Consider the following 16,329-nt stretch of genomic DNA (forward strand, 5'->3'; position numbering starts at 1 on the left):
AGCATCGCGCTTGAACGAGAACATCCTTTGGTTGCATGAGCTGCGCCTTACCGACCTGGCCCGCGTCGGCGGCAAGAACTCCTCCCTCGGCGAAATGATCGGCAACCTGGCAGGATTGGGCGTCTCGGTTCCCGGTGGTTACGCTACCACCGCCGAAGCATTCAAGGCGTTCGTCGCCCACAACAACCTCTACCAGCGCATCTTCGACAAGCTCGAGACGCTAGACGTGGAGGACGTCGGCGCGCTGACCGCGGCCGGCAAGGAAATCCGCGGCTGGGTCATCGACGCGCCGCTGCAGCCGGACCTGGACCAGGCGATCCGCGATGCCTACGCCAAGCTGTGCGCGGAGAACGGCGGCGGCGACGTCGCGGTCGCGGTGCGCTCCTCGGCCACCGCCGAGGACCTGCCCGACGCCAGCTTCGCCGGCCAGCAGGAGACCTTCCTCAACGTGACCGGCGCCGACGACGTGGTGCTGAAGGTCAAGGAAGTCTTCGCCAGCCTGTACAACGACCGTGCCATCGCCTACCGCGTGCACCACGGCTTCAAGCACGAGGACGTGTTCCTGTCGGCCGGCGTGCAATTGATGGTGCGCTCGGGCGTGGGCGCCTCCGGCGTGCTGTTCACCCTGGACACCGAGTCCGGCTTCCGCGACGTGGTGTTCGTCACCTCCAGCTTCGGCCTGGGCGAGATGGTCGTACAGGGCGCGGTCAATCCCGACGAGTTCTACGTGTACAAGCCGACGCTGCGCGCCGGCAAGCCGGCGATCCTGCGCCGCTCGCTGGGCAGCAAGCTGATCCGCATGGTGTATTCGGACACGCCCGGCGAACGCGTGCGCATCGAGGACACCCCGGCCGAGCTGCGCAACACCTTCTCGATCAGCGACGAGGACGTGCAGGAACTGTCCAGGCAGGCGCTGGTGATCGAGCAGCACTACCAGCGGCCGATGGACATCGAGTGGGCCAAGGACGGCGTCAGCGGCAAGCTGTTCATCGTGCAGGCGCGCCCGGAGACGGTGAAGTCGCGCGGCCACGCCACCCAGATCGAACGCTTCGCGCTGGACAAGCGCGGCGAGGTGATCGCCGAAGGCCGCGCGATCGGGCAGAAGATCGGCGCCGGCGTCGCCCGCGTGGTGCGCAACCTCGACGACATGAGCCGGGTGCAGCCCGGCGACGTGCTGGTCGCGGACATGACCGACCCGGACTGGGAACCGGTGATGAAGCGCGCCTCGGCGATCGTCACCAACCGCGGCGGCCGCACCTGCCACGCGGCGATCATCGCCCGCGAACTGGGCGTGCCGGCGGTGGTCGGCACCGGCAATGCGATGGAGCTGATCGAGGACGGCCGCGAGGTCACGATCAGCTGCGCCGAAGGCGACACCGGCTACATCTACGCCGGCATCCTGCCGTTCGAGCGCACCACCACCGACCTGGGCAACATGCCGCCGGCGCCGCTGAAGATCATGATGAACGTCGCCAATCCCGAGCGCGCGTTCGATTTCGGCCAGTTGCCCAACGCCGGCATCGGCCTGGCGCGGCTGGAGATGATCATCGCCGCGCATATCGGCGTGCATCCCAAGGCGCTGCTCGAATACGCCAAGCAGGACGCGGCGACCAAGAAGAAGATCGACGAGAAGATGGCCGGTTACGCCGATCCGGTCAGCTTCTACGTCAACCGCCTGGCCGAGGGCATCGCCACGCTGACCGCGTCGGTGGCGCCGAACCCGGTGATCGTGCGCCTGTCGGACTTCAAGTCCAACGAGTACGCCAACCTGATCGGCGGCAGCAACTACGAGCCGCACGAAGAGAACCCGATGATCGGCTTCCGCGGCGCCAGCCGCTATGTCGACCCGAGCTTCTCCGACGCCTTCGCGCTGGAATGCCGAGCGGTGCTCAAGGTCCGCAACGAGATGGGCCTGGACAACATGTGGGTGATGATCCCGTTCGTGCGCACGCTCGAGGAAGGCCGCAAGGTGGTCGAGGTGCTGGAGCGCAACGGCCTTCGGCAGGGCGAGAACGGCCTGAAGATCATCATGATGTGCGAGCTGCCGTCCAACGCGCTGCTGGCCGACGAGTTCCTGGACATCTTCGACGGCTTCTCGATCGGCTCCAACGACCTGACCCAGCTGACCCTCGGCCTGGACCGCGACTCGTCGATCGTCGCGCACCTGTTCGACGAGCGCAACGCCGCGGTCAAGAAGCTGCTGTCGATGGCGATCAAGGCCGCGCGCGCCAAGGGCAAGTACGTCGGCATCTGCGGCCAGGGCCCGTCGGACCATCCCGAACTGGCCGAATGGCTGATGCAGGAAGGCATCGAGTCGGTGTCGCTGAATCCGGACACCGTGGTCGATACCTGGCTGCGCCTGGCCAAGCTCAAGAGCGCCAGCGCATGACGCCGGATTAATATCCGCGTCGCTAGATTCGCCTTGCGAGCCCCGCCGTTGCGGGGCTTCGCATTTCAGCCCCGCCCCGTTCCGGAGAACCCCCCGCATGTCGACCGCACTACCGTTGAACCCGACCAGGCTGGAGGGACTGCTCGGCAAGATCCAGTGGAACGAACTGCTGACCGCGTGGGGCATCAAGATCGCCGCCGCGCTGGCGGTGCTGCTGGTCGGCATGTGGCTGGCGCGGTGGCTGGCCAACCTGCTGCCCAAGGCGATGGGCCGGGTCGGCGTGGACATCATGCTGACCAGCTTCCTGCGCAACGTCGCCTATGCGGTGGGCATCGTCGTGGTGGTGATCGCCGCGCTGGGCACGGTCGGGGTCAATACCGCCTCGCTGCTGGCGGTGATCGGCGCGGCCGGGCTGGCGATCGGCCTGGCGCTGAAGGATTCGCTGTCCAACATCGCCTCCGGGGTGATGCTGGTCACCCTGCGCCCGTTCCGGGTCGGCGATGTGGTCACCATCGCCGGGCAGACCGGCACGGTCGAATCGGTGCGCATCTTCCAGACCGTGCTCAGCGGCCCGGACCGGCAGAGCTTCACCATCCCCAACAACCTGATCACCGCCAGCCCGATCGTCAACCTGACCGCGCAGCCGACCCGGCGCGTGGAGCTGGTGATCGGCATCGGCTACCAGGACGACCTGTCGGTCGCGCGCCAGGTGGCGCTGGAGATCATGCACGGCGACAAGCGCGTGCTCGCCGATCCGGCGCCGGACGTGGTGGTCTACGAGCTTGGCGCCAATTCGGTGAACCTGGGCATCCGCTGCTACGTGATGGCCAGCGACTGGTTCGGGGTCAAGGTGACGCTGCTGGAACAGATCAAGCTCGGCTTCGATCGCGCCAAGGTCAGCATCCCCTACCCGCAGCAGGACATGCACCTGTACCTGCACGACAAGGACGGCGCGCCGGTGCAGCTCGATGCGCTGGTGCGCAATGCGCTGCCCTCGCCCGCCAAGGCGCCGCCGGCGCAAGAGTGACGTTCGCAAACCCCGGCGACGAACGCCGGAACCGGGCTAGACGCTGTCGGGCAGCCCCGACAGCTTGCCCATGAACGGGCGGTAGTAGCGCAGTTCGTCGATCGAGTCGTGCACGTCGCTGAGCGCGGTGTGCGAGGAAGTCTTGTTCAGGCCGCTGGAGATCGCCGGCGCCCAGCGCCGCGCCAGTTCCTTCAGCGTCGACACGTCCAGGTTGCGGTAGTGGAAGAAGCGCTCCAGCCGCGGCATCTGCCGGTGCAGGAAGCGCCGGTCCTGGCAGATCGAGTTGCCGCACATCGGCGAGCTGCCGGCCTTGGACCACTGCGCAAGGAACGCCACGGTCTGCGCCTCGGCCTGGGCCAGGCTGACCTGGCTGTCGAGCACGCGCTGCCACAGCCCGGAGCGGCGGTGCTGGTTGCGGTTCCACTCGTCCATCGCCTCGAGCGTCTCCAGCGGATGGGCGATGGCGAACTCCGGCCCTTCGGCCAGCACGTTCAATTGCGCGTCGGTAACCACGGTGGCGATTTCGATGATCGAATCGCGGTCGGTGTCCAGCCCGGTCATCTCCAGATCGATCCAGATCAGGCGATCGTTGTCCACGTGGTTTTCCGCCATGTCACCATCCATTTGTTCGCGGCGGCTGCGCTGCCACGGGGCCTTGTATCGGCCTTCCATGATAACCCGCGTACCGGAGCGGCTGCAGTGCGGCGCGCGTGCCGTGGCGGCCGCTGCGGGCGCACGGCGCCGGCCCGGCCTGGGGATGGCGGCGCTCATGCGCCGAGCAGCGGCTTGCCGCGTTTGGCGCGGAAATAGTTGGTCAGGCGCAGCGCGGCCTGTTGCGCCAGCACCCCGCCGTGCACCTGCACGCGGTGGTTGTGGCGCGGGTCGGCGAGCAGGTCGAACACGCTGCCGCAGGCGCCGGTCTTCGGGTCGGCGGCGGCGTACACCAGCCGCGCCACGCGCGCATGCACCACCGCCATCGCGCACATCGCGCACGGCTCCAGGGTCACGTACAGGGTGCTGCCGACCAGGCGATGGTTGCCGAGCCGGCGTCCGGCCCGGCGCATCGCCACGATCTCGGCATGGGCGGTGGGGTCGTGTTCGGCGATGTTGAGGTTCCAGCCCTCGCCCAGCACCGCGTCGTCGGCCGACACCAGCACCGCACCGACCGGGATCTCGTCGAACTCGCGTTCGGCGCGGTCGGCCAGCGCGAGCGCATGCGCCATCCAGCGCTCGTCGCGCGCGGTCGCCGGCGCTTGCTCGCCGTCGTTCATCGCGCCGCGCCGGCGGCGTTGCGCACGAACGCGGCGAACACCGCCAGCGTCGCTTCGCTGACATGGTGTTCGATGCCTTCGGCGTCGCGCCGCGCGGTGTCCTCGTCCACGCCCAGCGCCAGCAGGAACTGCTCGACGGTCTGGTGGCGTTGGCGGCTGGCTGCGGCCAGCGCCTCGCCTTCCGGGGTCAGGAACACGCCGCGGTAGGGGCGCTGCACCACCCAGCCGCCCTTCACCAGGCGCTTGAGCATCTTCGCCACGGTCGGCTGGGCCACGCCCAGGCGCGCGGCGATGTCGACCTGGCGCGCCTCGCCGCCGTCGGCGAGCAGGTCGGAGATCAGTTCCACGTAGTCCTCGATCAGTTCCAGGCGGTGCGCCTCGCGCACCTGGCGGAAGCTCTCGACCTGTACCTCGGCGTCGAGCAGCGCCGGACCCGGCGCCGCCAACTTTCCGCTTTTTCCCATCGCAAACGCCCTTGTCCGTTGCCGGCGTACGCGCCGGCCGGTGCCTATTCTGGCCGAAAACCGGCCTATCGCTGCGATTTGATTTGCATATGCTAATCATAATAGCAATTGCTATATAGTACGAACCACCCCGCTTGTGCGTACGCCGCCATGTCCGATCCCCTGCCCTTGTCCTCGTCCGACGGCGCCTGGCCGCAGGCGTCGACCCCGCCGCGGCGCAGTCTCGGGCGGATGAACGCCAGCGTCGCGGTGCCCGGCGGCGGCCTGGGATGGCGCCGCTTCCTGGCCTTCCTCGGGCCGGGCTACATGGTGTCGGTGGGCTACATGGATCCGGGCAACTGGGCCACCGACATCGCCGGCGGCTCGCATTTCGGCTACCTGCTGCTGTCGGTGATCCTGCTGTCGAACCTGATGGCGATCGTGCTGCAGGGGCTGGCGGCGCGACTGGGCATCGCCACCGGCCGCGACCTGCCCCAGGCCTGCCGCGAACACTATTCCAGGCCGGTCAACTTCCTGCTATGGCTGGCCTGCGAGGCGGCGATCGTGGCCTGCGACCTGGCCGAGGTGATCGGCACCGCGATCGCGCTGAAGCTGCTGTTCGGCATCCCGCTGACCCTGGGCGCGATCATCACCGCGGTCGATGCGCTGCTGGTGCTGTATCTGATGCGGCGCGGCTTCCGCGCGCTGGAGGCGTTCGTGATCGCGCTGCTGATGGTGATCTTCGCCTGCTTCGCGGTGCAGATCGCGCTGGCGGCGCCGCCGCTGCGCGAGGTGCTTGCCGGCTTCATCCCGCGCGCCGAAGTGGTGACCAACCCGGCCGCGCTGTACCTGGCGATCGGCATCATCGGCGCGACGGTGATGCCGCACAACCTGTACCTGCATTCGTCGATCGTGCAGACCCGCGCCTACGAGCGCAACGACCGCGGACGCCGCTCGGCGTTGCGCTGGGCGCTGGCCGACAGCACCATCGCGCTGAGCCTGGCGCTGTTCGTCAACGCGGCGATCCTGGTGCTGGCGGCGGCGGTGTTCCATGCGCACGGCCGCACCGACGTGCAGGAGATCGAGCAGGCCCACGAGCTGCTGGCGCCGATGCTGGGCGTCGGCCTGGCCTCCACCCTGTTCGCGGTGGCGCTGCTGGCCTCGGGCATCAACTCGACGGTCACCGCCACGCTGGCCGGGCAGATCGTGATGGAGGGCTTCCTGCACCTGCGCATCCCGGCATGGGCGCGGCGGCTGCTGACCCGCGGCCTGGCGATCGTGCCGGTGGTGGTGGTGACCTCGCTGTACGGCGAACAGGGCACCGCCAGGCTGCTGGTGCTGAGCCAGGTGCTGCTGTCGATGCAGCTGCCGTTCGCGGTGATTCCACTGGTGCGCTTCGTCGCCGACAAACGCAAGATGGGCGCGCTGGTGGCGCCGCGCTGGCTGGTGCGGCTGTCGTGGGCGATCGCGGCGCTGATCGTGGCGCTCAACCTCAAGCTGCTCGCCGACACGCTGCTGCACTGAGGCCGCTCGTCTTCCCCGCGCGCCGACCGCCACCGCGGGATGAACGCGGCGCCCAGACAAACGTAGAGACCGTGCGACTCCCGAGCGACCTGCGACAGCAATTCGCATGACGGCCGGCGAACCTGTCCTTGCCGCCGCCCAACGCGACCGGGGCTTCCCCAGGAGCGTATGCGACGTGCTCGTGCCGCCGCCGGCGCCATCCGGCTCGGTGTACGCCGCGCCGCCGCGCTCAGGAACAGGCGGACGTGGCCTGCTGTTCGCCCGCCGTCGCGCGCACCTGCTGCAGCGCGGCGGCCAGTTCGTCCAGGCGGTAGGGCTTGGGCAGGATCTGCACGCCTTCGGCATCGGCCGCGGACTTGGCCGCTTCGGCGTAGCCGCTGGTGAGCAGCACCGGCAATCCGTGCCGGCGCGCGCGGATCTCGCGGACCAGCTCCACGCCATTCATGCCGCCCGGCATCATGATGTCGGAGAACACCACGTCCACCGCGCGCCCGTTGGCCAAGGCGCCCAGCGCCGCCACCGCACTGGCCACGCGGGTGACCTGGTAGCCCAGCTGGTGCAGCATCTCGCCAACCAGCGCGGCCACTTCGTCGTCGTCCTCCACCAGCAGCACATGCCCCGCCTGGCCCGGGCCGCGGCGCGCGGCCTGCAAGTCCACTAGGTGCCGCTCTTCCGCTACCGGTGCACCGAACGAGCGCGGCAGCAGCAGATGGATCGCAGTGCCCTGCCCCGGTTCGCTGTCGATCCGGATCGAGCCGCCAGACTGCTGCACGAAACCATGCACCTGCGCCAGGCCCAGCCCCGAGCCCTTGCCCACATCCTTGGTGGTGTAGAACGGTTCGAACACACGCGCCTTCACCTCCGACGGCATGCCGGTGCCGGTATCGATGATGGACAGGCCGATGAAATCGGCGCCCGCCGGATCCTGCCGCGGGACGTTCTGCGCCCGCACCACGATGGTGCCGCCGTTGGGCATCGCGTCGCGCGCGTTGACCGCCAGGTTCAACACCACCAGTTCGAGCTCGCCCGGGTCCACTTCGATCGGCCACAGGTCGTCGGCGAAATCGAAATCCACGTGCACGTCGCCGCGCAGGCTGCGGTCCAGCAGGTCGCGCATGCCGCCGATCTGCCGCGGCAGGTCGATCGGCTCGGGCTTGAGCTGCTGGCGCCGCGAGAACGCCAGCAACTGCCGCGTCAGCCCCGCGCCGCGCTGCGCGGCCTGTTGCATGCCGTCCATCAGCCGCTTGCGCAGCGCCGGGTCGGTCTGGATGTCGAGCATCGCCAGGCCGCCGGAAATCACCATCAGCAGGTTGTTGAAATCGTGGGCGACGCCGCCGGTCAGCTGCCCGATCGCCTCGATCTTCTGCGCGTGGCGCAAGGTCTCCTCCATCCGCGCGCGCTCATCCATCTGCGTGCGCAGATGGCGGTTGGCCTGTTCCAGCTCGCGGGTACGCGCGACCACCTGCGCCTCCAGCTCCTGCGCGGCCAGCGCCTGCGCCTGCAGCAGCGAGCGCACTTCGTACTGCCGCGCACGGGCGCGCAGCGCGGCGCGGATGGCGCTGGTGAGGGTGATCGCCTGCACCGGCCGTTCCAGCAGCGCCACGTTGCGCAACGAGGCCACCAGGTTGCGCCGCCAGGTCACCACGAACGGCTGTTCCTGGTGGCTGGTCAGCACCACGAACGGCAGGTCGGACCAGGCCGGCTGCGTCTGCGCCCATTCGAACAGCGGCGTGGCGTCCTTGCCGAACAGCGCCTCCTCGGCGATGAACACCGCCGCCGCGCCGGCGCGCAGTTCGCGCATCAGCGCGTCGAAGTCGGCGCACCCTTGCGCGGCCACGCCACCGCGGCGCAGCAACTCGACCGACGCCGGCCCGTCGCGGCCGATCGGGGCGAAGACCAGTACGCGATCGCCCCCCGTGTCACTCGTCGTCACTGGACTCGGTTTCCATCTGCGGGAGAGTGTCTCCGCCGTAGTGCGGCGTGCCGGTAAAGATGCCGCTGAACTTTTCAATGGGCGGGCCGACATGCACGCCCTTGTTGTCAAGCCGGAACTCGCGGATCGTATTTTCGTGATAACCGCTGCGCTTCTTCACCACCGACAATGCGCGGCGCACCTTACCGCCGACTTCGAAGTAGCGCAGCATCAGCACCGAGTCGCTGAGGTAGCTGAGGTCAAGCGGCGTATCCATCGGCCCAACCAGCCCGTGCTGCGCCAGCACCAGGATGGTCAGCACCCCGCGCTGTCCCAAGTAACTGAGCAGCTCGTGCATCTGCAGGATCAGGAAACGCTCGTCCGGCATCGCGTTGAGATAGCCGTTGAGGCTGTCGATGACGATCACCCTGGCGCCATCGACTTCCACGCTGTGGCGCACGTTCGCGGCGAACTGCCCGGGCGACATCTCTGCCGGATCGATCTGCTGGAACCGGACCACGCCGCTCTGCAGGACATCGTCGAGCGGCAGGCCCAGCCCGCGCGCGCGGGCCTCCACCGTGCCTCGGCCTTCGTCGAAAGCGAAGAACACTACCCGGTCGCCGCGGCGTGCCGCCGCGATGGCGTAGCTCAGTGCCAGGGACGACTTGCCCACGCCGGCTGCGCCCAACAGCAGCGCATTGGTGCCGCGGTCCAATCCGCCGCCCAGCAACACGTCCAGTTCGCGGTTGCCGCTGGATACGTGCTCGTCGATGACGTGGTGCTTGTACTCGGCGGCCACCAGGCGCGGGTAGATCTCCAGCCCGCCCTTTTCGATGGTGAAGTCGTGGTAGCCGCCACGGAACTGGATGCCGCGCATCTTGATCACGCGCAGGCGCCGGCGTTCGGCGCCATAGTCGATCGCCAGCTGTTCCAGCATCACCACGCCATGGGTGATCGAATGCAGCTGCAGATCGTTTTCCTGCGAGGACAGGTCGTCGAGCAGGATCACCGTGCACTGGCGCCTGGCGAAGAAATGCTTCAGCGCCAGCACCTGCCGGCGATAGCGCAGCGGGCTCTGCGCGAGCAGGCGCAGTTCGGACAGGCTGTCCAGCACCACGCGGGAGGGATTGAGCCGTTCGACCTCGTCGAAGATCAGTTTGGTGGTCTCGGTCAGCTCCATTTCCGCAGGATGGAACACGGTCAGCTCGCGCTCCGGATCCAGCGCGGTCTCCGGCGGCACCAGCTCGAATACGTGGACCTGGTCCAGGCTCCAGCCATGGCGCGACGCCACCAGGCGCAGTTCGCGCTGGGTCTCGGACAAGGTGATGTAGAGCACGCGCTCGCCCTGCCGCGCGCCTTCCAGCAGGAACTGCAGCGCGATCGTGGTCTTGCCGGTGCCGGGGCGGCCTTCGTACAGGTACAGGCGATTGGCGTCCACGCCACCGCCGAGGATGTCGTCCAACCCGGCACTTCCGGTGGAAATGCGTGGCAACTCGTCGTCAGTCACGGGATCGCGCTGTCGATGCGGGGTCATGGTCGTCCTTTGGTCGTGCGAAGGGAAACACACGTCGACGTCCGCGTGCCGGCACCACCACGAGGCGGCAATGGCCTCGGCTGACGTGCAGGTCCGAATCGCTTCGACGCCGGACCGGGCAGTGCAGGCGCCGATCCGCCTGCCAGCCCGGGCCCCGACGCACGTGCCGTCGACGCCGGGAACACTACGTTTTGGAAAGTGATTTTCTTGTGTAGACAACACGCCGCCAGGCGGCTTGCGCGGCGCCCGGGCTTGCTGGCGGACTGCGGGCATCCTGCCCTGCCCAGCCGGCGATTCCGGCTGCCTTAGCGATAGCCTACGAGCAGCCATCCACCTGATACGCGCGCCCTGCCCTGCGCCTGGCCCACAAGCAAGCGCCTCGCAGCCGCACGCTCGCGCTGCCGACTAGGCCTGCGCCCCGGCGCCCCGCAGCTGGGCCTGTATCGCGACCTTGTCGATCACCGACCACACCTGCCGGATCCTTCCGTCGCGATATTCATAGAAGACGTTCTCGCTGAAGGCCACGCGCCGGCCGCCGACATCCAACCCGAGGAAACGGCCAGCGGGGGTGCAATCGAAGTTCAGGCGCGCCGCGACGGAGGATGCGCCTGCCACGACCAGCTGTATGGCAAAGCGCAGGTCCGGTATGTCCCGGTAGTTGCCTTCCAGCATCGCGCGATAGCCCATCAAGCCGATCCGATCGCCGTTGTATTCGACGTCCTGGTCGACGAACTCGCCAAGCCGGTCCAGGTTCCGGTCGTTGAGGCAATCGATGTAGCGACGGTAGACGGAAACCAGTTCGCTTTCGCGCATCGCAAGAGCCCTCGCATCCAGATGTCGTCTGCATGGTCACGGCAGAGGCAGGCCCGGCCGCAAGTGCAATGGTAGCTGTGCCACCTGCGCGCGGCGCCGTCGTCACTTCGGCTTTGGCGTGGCCGTGTTGGGCTTGCGCCCGGAGCCCGGCCTCGGCGGCACGCTTTGTCCGTACTCGTTCCACCATGCCGTGAGCGCCTCCAGCACCGGCCCAAGCCCAAGGGCCTTCTGCGTGATCCCGTATTCCACACGCGGAGGCACTTCCGCGAACACGGTGCGCGACACCAGGCCATCGCTTTCCAGCTCGCGAAGCTGCGCCGTCAGCATGTGCTGGGTGATGCCGGGAATCGCCTTGCGCAACTCGCCGAACCGGTAGATCCGCTGATTGAGCAGCCACATGATTTCGAGTTTCCACTTGCCCGACAACAATGCGAACGCGCGGCGCATCTCCTCGTGCATGTTGGCTTCTCCGCCGCCATCGGTCTGCTTTTCCATACTAGGCGCCACGTTTTCATCCTGCTTGATGCCTTCGATAGTAGGCGACATTCTGACTGCACGTCGACGCAACGACGTTCAATCAATCGGAAAACATCGTGACCGCCAATTATCTGTATTGGACAAGCACGGCGCTGCTGTGCCTGCTCTACCTCGCGTCGGCAACCCTGTACATCGCCAGGAGGGGCTGGGTCCGCCAGGCCTTGGCCGATCTCGGCTATCCCGGCTATCTCGTGCCGATCCTCACCGCCGCCAAGCTGCTGGCCGTGGCCGCCGTCGCGTCGCGCTTCAGCGTGGCGGTGAGCGATCTCGCCTACGCCGGCGTCTTCTATCACCTGCTGCTGTCCGCGTTCGCGCACCTCGGCGTTCGCAAGCCCGGCGGCGCCGTGCCGGCTGCGTTGGGGCTGGCGCTTGCGATCGTGTCGTTCGCGACCCAGAACGCCGCCCGCGACGTGCCGTCGCCGTATGCGCCCGACGCGACGCAGCACCACACGACCCTCGACTGACTGGAGATGCACATGGGCCGACTCACTGGAAAAGTAGCCGTCGTCACCGGCGCCGGCCGCGGCATCGGCCGCGCCACCGCGGAACTGTTCGCCGCGGAAGGGGCGAAGGTGGCCGTCCTTTCGCTCACGGCCGCGAACATCGGCCAGGTCGTCGCCGACATCGAAGCCGCTGGCGGCACCGCGCTCGGCGTCGTCTGCGACATCGCCGACCCCGAGCAGATCCGCGCCGCGACGGAGAAAGTAGTGGCCGCGTACGGCGGCATCGACATCCTGGTGAACAACGCGTTCGACGCCGCCTCGGCGCTGTCGCCGATCATCGACCTTTCCATCGCGCAGTTGCAGCGCAACTTCGACACCGGCCCGATCGCCTACCTGCGCACGATGCAAGCGTGCCATCCCTACCTCAAGGCGAGCGGCGAGGGACGCATCATCAACTTCGGCTCGATGGCCGGCGTGGCCGGGCTGGCGGACTACGGCCCCTACGCGATGGCGAAGGAAGCGGTCCGCGCCCTGACCCGGGTCGCGGCGCGCGAATGGGCGGGCGATCGCATCACCGTCAACAACGTCCTCCCGCTGGCCAATACCTGGGGAGCGCAGGACGTTCCACCGCCCAACAACGCGCTCGCGCGCTACGGCTCGGCCGAGGAGGACATCGCGCCGGTGGTGCTGTTCCTGGCCAGCAGGGACGCGCAGTTCATGACCGGCTACAGCCTGGCGCCGGACGGCGGCCTGATCATCGACAGCGCACGTTGAACCGGAGGACGACGCCGAGCGGCACCGTGGCGGCTCGACCGCACGGCCACCGTCGCCTGCCGGCGCTTCGGCATCGCATCGGCCGCCGGTTCGCGCATCGGCGCCGGCGCGATGCGGCGGCGCTGCCAAGCGGCGCCCACCCCCATGGCGCGTTGCCAGGCGGCGAGCTCGATTTCGATATTCGATGCAGCGGTGCCAGGCATCCTGCCTACCGGATCAACCGAAGACCTCCGCCGCATGCATCAGGTCGGTGTATTCCTTCACTTCCACCACCTTTCCGCCGCGAAGCCTGAAGAGCATGTGGTAGTCGTTCTGGTAGATCTTCCCGCTCCTGGTCACGGCACGGGAGCGCACCTCGGCGGCCACACGGTCGCCTTCGGCGATCATGCCCACGACCTCCATCCTCAGGCCGCCAACCAGCCTTGCGTAGAGCCCGTGCCAGACCTGCGCCATCTGCGCCTTGGTCTTGCTGCCCGCTCCGGGAAACAGATGCGGCTTGCCGTTGATCCACCAGGTCGCATCGTCGCTCATCATCGCCAGCACCGCGTCGATGGCGGCGTGCCCGAAGTGGCCGCAGAACATCTCGACGCTACGTTTGTTCTCTTCGATGCCCATCTCGATGCCTCCGTCGATCCACTGCGATGCGATCAGCCCACGCGCGCGATCAACTTGCCGCGGTTCGGATTGCCGCGGTCGTACAGCCGCAGGAACGCGGCGGGGATATTGTCCAACCCATCCACGAACTCCTCGCTGTACTTGAGCCTGCCCTGCGCCACCAGCGGGGCCATCTCGGCGAGGAATGCGGGGTAGTCGGCGACGTGGTCCGGCATCGCGAAGCCGTGGATCCGGATGAAGCGGTACAAGAACAGCTTCAACAACTCCGGCAGGCGATTCGGGCCGGGCGCCGCGCCCGGGTGGGCGTACTGAGCGATCGTGCCGGCGATGACGATCTGCGCGTGGTGGTTGAAGTGCGGCATCAGCGCCTCGAACATATGTCCGCCGACGTTGTCGAACAGCGCATCCAGCCCGTTCGGCAACGCGCGCAGCAGTTGCCCGGCGAAATCCGGCGCCTTGTAGTCCACCGCCTCGTCCAGACCGAGCTCGTCCTTCAGGTAGCGCAGCTTGTCCGCGCCGCCGGCGATACCGACGACGCGATGCCCGCGCAGCCTAGCGAGCTGGGAGGCGACCGACCCCACCGAGCCGGCGGCGGCGGTCACCACCAACGTGCCGCCGGGCCTGGGGCTCATGAACTTGGTGAAGCCGAGCCAGGCGGTCAGGCCGGTATGCCCTAGCACGCCGAGCGCAGTGGACAACGGTGCGGCCTGCGGATCGATCTTCCTGAGATCCGAACCGTCGGACAGGCCGTACTGCTGCCAGCCCGACCAGGCGACGACGTGATCGCCCTCGGCGAACTGCGGGTTCCTGCTGTGCTCGACGATGGCGACCGTCGGACCGGACATGGGCTGGCCGAGGTCGATCGGGGGCAACTCGGTCGACGCGTTGCCCATCAGGCTGCGCTGGTAGGGATCGATGGAGATCAGCAGGTTGCGGGTCAGGACCTCGCCTTCGCCGGGCGACGGGACCGCCCGTTCGACGAATGCGAAATCGCCCAGCCGGGCATCGCCGTCAGGACGTGCCGCGACGACGATCTGGCGGTTCGACTTGCTTGCCATTTCATTTCCTCATGCCGGTGGTTGGAAGGTGGATGACGGAGGCTCCCGCCCTGTGTTCACGTGCTCGAGTTTTGTATCGAGCAATCGATATAGAAATAAAACGCCTGCAAAGGCGACCGCCGCCGCACTGCACTATTTATGTATCGATCAATACATAAAAATACTATGGGCCTTGCTCGCCGAAGTCAACAGGTTTATATAACGACTGATGCAAAATTCAGTGCGACCGCCGCAAGCCACCGCAACGCGCAAGGGCCGCCCCCGTGGCCGACCGCGCGCGTTCGACCGCGAAGCCGCCCTGGCGCAGGCCACCCGCCTGTTCTGGACCAAGGGCTACGAAGCCACGTCCATTGCCGACCTCACCCAGGCGATGGGGATAGGCTCGCCCAGCCTGTACGCGGCGTTCGGTTCGAAGGAAGCGCTGTACGCCGAGGCACTGGATCACTACCGCCGCAATTACGAGGCGCTGGTCTGGGCCAAGTTCCTTGCTGCCGGCACCACCCGCGAAGCGGTCATGTCGCTGTTGCTGGATTCGGCCGCAGCGCTGACCGGGGCCATTGCCGACCTGCCGCGCGGCTGCATGGTGACGCTCTCCTCGGTCGGCAGCGAAGGCCATCCGCAACTCGGCGAACGGGTGAAAGCGGCGCGCGCCGCCACGCTCGACCACCTGAAGGCACGCCTGAGCCGCGCCGTGGCCAAGGGCGAAATGCCGGACTCGACCGACGTCCACGCCCTCGCCCGCTTCGTGCAGACCGTGCAGAACGGCATGTCGATCCTGGCCCGCGACGGCGCCAGCCGCACGGAACTGGAAGACGTGGCGCGGGTCGCCATGCTGGCGTGGGAAGCGCGCATCAGCGGCCCATGAAGGGCGATACCGCGTCCATCACGCGGAAAACAGAAGCAATCGGACCGTTCGCGCGCCTCTGACTGTTCGCCGCTGGTGTGGGGTTTACGAAAGAAGCCGACACGAATTGCGAATCCTCGGACTTCCGGCGCGCCCCGTCGTCAGCTCAGCCTCCCGCGAGCGATGCATTGCGGCCAGCACGGCGACCATAGCCCTCCGGGCGCCACCCGCGGCTCACCCGGCCGATGGAGGCCCATCCCAGGCCGGCGGCGATGGCCATGCCGCCAACCGCGGACCGAGTGCGTTGGCGGCATTGAAGACGACATGCTGATCGACACGGCCAGGTTCCGCCTATCGTGTCCGCCGTCTGAATCCGCCGCCACAGCCGATGCCTCCGTACGCATTGGCGCATGGGCTGCCGACGGAGCATCTGGCGCTTGGCCAGCGCTCTCGGTCGTTGCGCTTGCCACATTCATATATTACGACCATCATATAAATAGGAAAGACCATGCGCCCGCGGACGCCAATCTTGCCGAAGCCGTCCGCGCCTGCACCGGCCCACATTGGAGACATGCCAGTGAATCTCGTCGACCAAATCGCCCCCGGCCTTTCCGGGCTCGAGACCCTGCAGGCGCTGATCGCCGCCGGAGGCCGACCGCCAATCGGCGATTCGCTGGACTTCACCTTCGTCGAAGTCGGCGATGGATGGGCCGTGTTCGCAGGCACGCCCGGCATGCATGCCTACAACCCGATCGGCACCGTCCACGGCGGCTATGCCGCGACGCTGCTCGATTCGGCGTGCGGATGCGCCGTGCACTCCAAACTGTCGGCGGACCAGGCCTACACCACCTTGGAACTGAAGGTGTCGTACCTGCGCCCGATCAGCGCCGACACCGGCCCGCTCCGTGCGGAAGGCCGCGTCCTGTCCGTCGGCCGCCGTGCCGCCTTTGCCGAGGCGACGCTGAAGGACGCCAACGCGCGCATCTACGCCAGCGCGACCTCGACCCTGCTGGTGATGCAGCGCCCGCAAACGCAGCGTTCCTAACCCGAAGAAAACAGCAACTGCAGTAGCCCGAGTGCGCCGGAAGATCCCGATCCGGCCTTCGGCCTCACGCTGCTACCGCGCCGGACGCTTTGGCCGGCGA

Annotated in this window: 16 protein-coding genes; 7 read left to right on the forward strand and 9 right to left on the reverse strand. The window is 67.6% G+C overall.

Annotated features, from left to right (window positions below):
- The first annotated feature begins 10 nt into the window (after positions 1 to 10).
- On the forward strand, positions 11 to 2,389 hold the full coding sequence (gene ppsA / locus JR065_RS14560; protein ID WP_206234996.1) for a phosphoenolpyruvate synthase: 2,379 nt from the start codon (positions 11 to 13) through the stop codon (positions 2,387 to 2,389).
- Positions 2,390 to 2,486: 97 nt separating this feature from the next.
- The gene (locus JR065_RS14565) at positions 2,487 to 3,416 is read left to right on the forward strand and encodes a mechanosensitive ion channel family protein (protein ID WP_206234997.1); all 930 of its coding nucleotides are present in this window, start codon (positions 2,487 to 2,489) and stop codon (positions 3,414 to 3,416) included.
- Between the two features lie 36 nt (positions 3,417 to 3,452).
- On the opposite strand, the gene orn is transcribed toward JR065_RS14565, so the two are convergent.
- The 3 genes from orn to mntR all read right to left on the reverse strand — a co-directional run bounded on the left by orn (position 3,453) and on the right by mntR (position 5,151).
- Positions 3,453 to 4,028, reverse strand: coding sequence for an oligoribonuclease (orn, locus tag JR065_RS14570; RefSeq protein ID WP_206234998.1), 576 nt, complete (start codon positions 4,026 to 4,028; stop codon positions 3,453 to 3,455).
- Positions 4,029 to 4,183: 155 nt separating this feature from the next.
- Positions 4,184 to 4,687 carry a tRNA adenosine(34) deaminase TadA gene (tadA, locus tag JR065_RS14575; protein WP_206234999.1) on the reverse strand — a complete coding sequence of 168 codons (504 nt, stop codon included), beginning with the start codon at positions 4,685 to 4,687 and terminating at the stop codon, positions 4,184 to 4,186.
- The gene (gene mntR, locus JR065_RS14580) at positions 4,684 to 5,151 is read right to left on the reverse strand and encodes a manganese-binding transcriptional regulator MntR (RefSeq protein ID WP_206235000.1); all 468 of its coding nucleotides are present in this window, start codon (positions 5,149 to 5,151) and stop codon (positions 4,684 to 4,686) included. The genes tadA and mntR overlap by 4 nt, the downstream gene beginning before the upstream one ends.
- Positions 5,152 to 5,301: 150 nt before the next feature.
- Between mntR and JR065_RS14585 the strand changes: the two genes are divergently transcribed.
- On the forward strand, positions 5,302 to 6,654 hold the full coding sequence (locus JR065_RS14585) for an Nramp family divalent metal transporter (RefSeq protein WP_277420155.1): 1,353 nt from the start codon (positions 5,302 to 5,304) through the stop codon (positions 6,652 to 6,654).
- A 229-nt stretch (positions 6,655 to 6,883) separates the two neighbouring features.
- Here the strand turns inward: JR065_RS14585 and JR065_RS14590 are convergent, their stop codons facing one another.
- The 4 genes from JR065_RS14590 to JR065_RS14605 form a co-directional block, all read right to left on the reverse strand.
- Positions 6,884 to 8,587 carry a response regulator gene (locus JR065_RS14590; RefSeq protein ID WP_206235001.1) on the reverse strand — a complete coding sequence of 568 codons (1,704 nt, stop codon included), beginning with the start codon at positions 8,585 to 8,587 and terminating at the stop codon, positions 6,884 to 6,886.
- On the reverse strand, positions 8,574 to 10,100 hold the full coding sequence (locus JR065_RS14595) for an ATPase domain-containing protein (protein ID WP_206235002.1): 1,527 nt from the start codon (positions 10,098 to 10,100) through the stop codon (positions 8,574 to 8,576). The genes JR065_RS14590 and JR065_RS14595 overlap by 14 nt, the downstream gene beginning before the upstream one ends.
- A gap of 405 nt (positions 10,101 to 10,505) precedes the next feature.
- Entirely contained in the window at positions 10,506 to 10,913 is a 408-nt protein-coding gene (locus tag JR065_RS14600; protein WP_206235003.1) for an ester cyclase, read from the reverse strand.
- Positions 10,914 to 11,015: 102 nt separating this feature from the next.
- Complete coding sequence (locus JR065_RS14605) at positions 11,016 to 11,408, reverse strand: winged helix-turn-helix transcriptional regulator (RefSeq protein WP_241093640.1); 393 nt, start codon at positions 11,406 to 11,408, stop codon at positions 11,016 to 11,018.
- Between the two features lie 98 nt (positions 11,409 to 11,506).
- Here JR065_RS14605 and JR065_RS14610 point away from each other — a divergent pair, with 98 nt between their 5' ends.
- Positions 11,507 to 11,914 (forward strand): DoxX family protein, encoded by a 408-nt coding sequence (locus tag JR065_RS14610; RefSeq protein ID WP_343237275.1) that lies wholly within the window; start codon positions 11,507 to 11,509, stop codon positions 11,912 to 11,914.
- A 6-nt stretch (positions 11,915 to 11,920) separates the two neighbouring features.
- Positions 11,921 to 12,667: an SDR family NAD(P)-dependent oxidoreductase gene (locus JR065_RS14615; RefSeq protein WP_241093641.1), complete on the forward strand. Its 747-nt coding sequence runs from the start codon at positions 11,921 to 11,923 to the stop codon at positions 12,665 to 12,667.
- Between the two features lie 216 nt (positions 12,668 to 12,883).
- On the opposite strand, the gene JR065_RS14620 is transcribed toward JR065_RS14615, so the two are convergent.
- Together JR065_RS14620 and JR065_RS14625 are read right to left on the reverse strand one after the other, a co-directional pair.
- Positions 12,884 to 13,282 (reverse strand): nuclear transport factor 2 family protein, encoded by a 399-nt coding sequence (locus JR065_RS14620; protein ID WP_206235004.1) that lies wholly within the window; start codon positions 13,280 to 13,282, stop codon positions 12,884 to 12,886.
- Positions 13,283 to 13,314: 32 nt separating this feature from the next.
- On the reverse strand, positions 13,315 to 14,340 hold the full coding sequence (locus JR065_RS14625) for an NADP-dependent oxidoreductase (RefSeq protein ID WP_206235005.1): 1,026 nt from the start codon (positions 14,338 to 14,340) through the stop codon (positions 13,315 to 13,317).
- Between the two features lie 220 nt (positions 14,341 to 14,560).
- Here JR065_RS14625 and JR065_RS14630 point away from each other — a divergent pair, with 220 nt between their 5' ends.
- Together JR065_RS14630 and JR065_RS14635 are read left to right on the forward strand one after the other, a co-directional pair.
- Complete coding sequence (locus tag JR065_RS14630) at positions 14,561 to 15,205, forward strand: TetR family transcriptional regulator (protein WP_206235007.1); 645 nt, start codon at positions 14,561 to 14,563, stop codon at positions 15,203 to 15,205.
- A gap of 556 nt (positions 15,206 to 15,761) precedes the next feature.
- A complete protein-coding gene (locus JR065_RS14635; RefSeq protein ID WP_206235008.1) occupies positions 15,762 to 16,229 on the forward strand; it encodes a hotdog fold thioesterase in 468 nt (155 codons plus the stop codon).
- The last annotated feature ends 100 nt before the right edge of the window (positions 16,230 to 16,329 follow it).

It is taken from the genome of Xanthomonas sp., assembly GCF_017163755.1.
Classification (GTDB): Bacteria; Pseudomonadota; Gammaproteobacteria; order Xanthomonadales; family Xanthomonadaceae; genus Xanthomonas_A.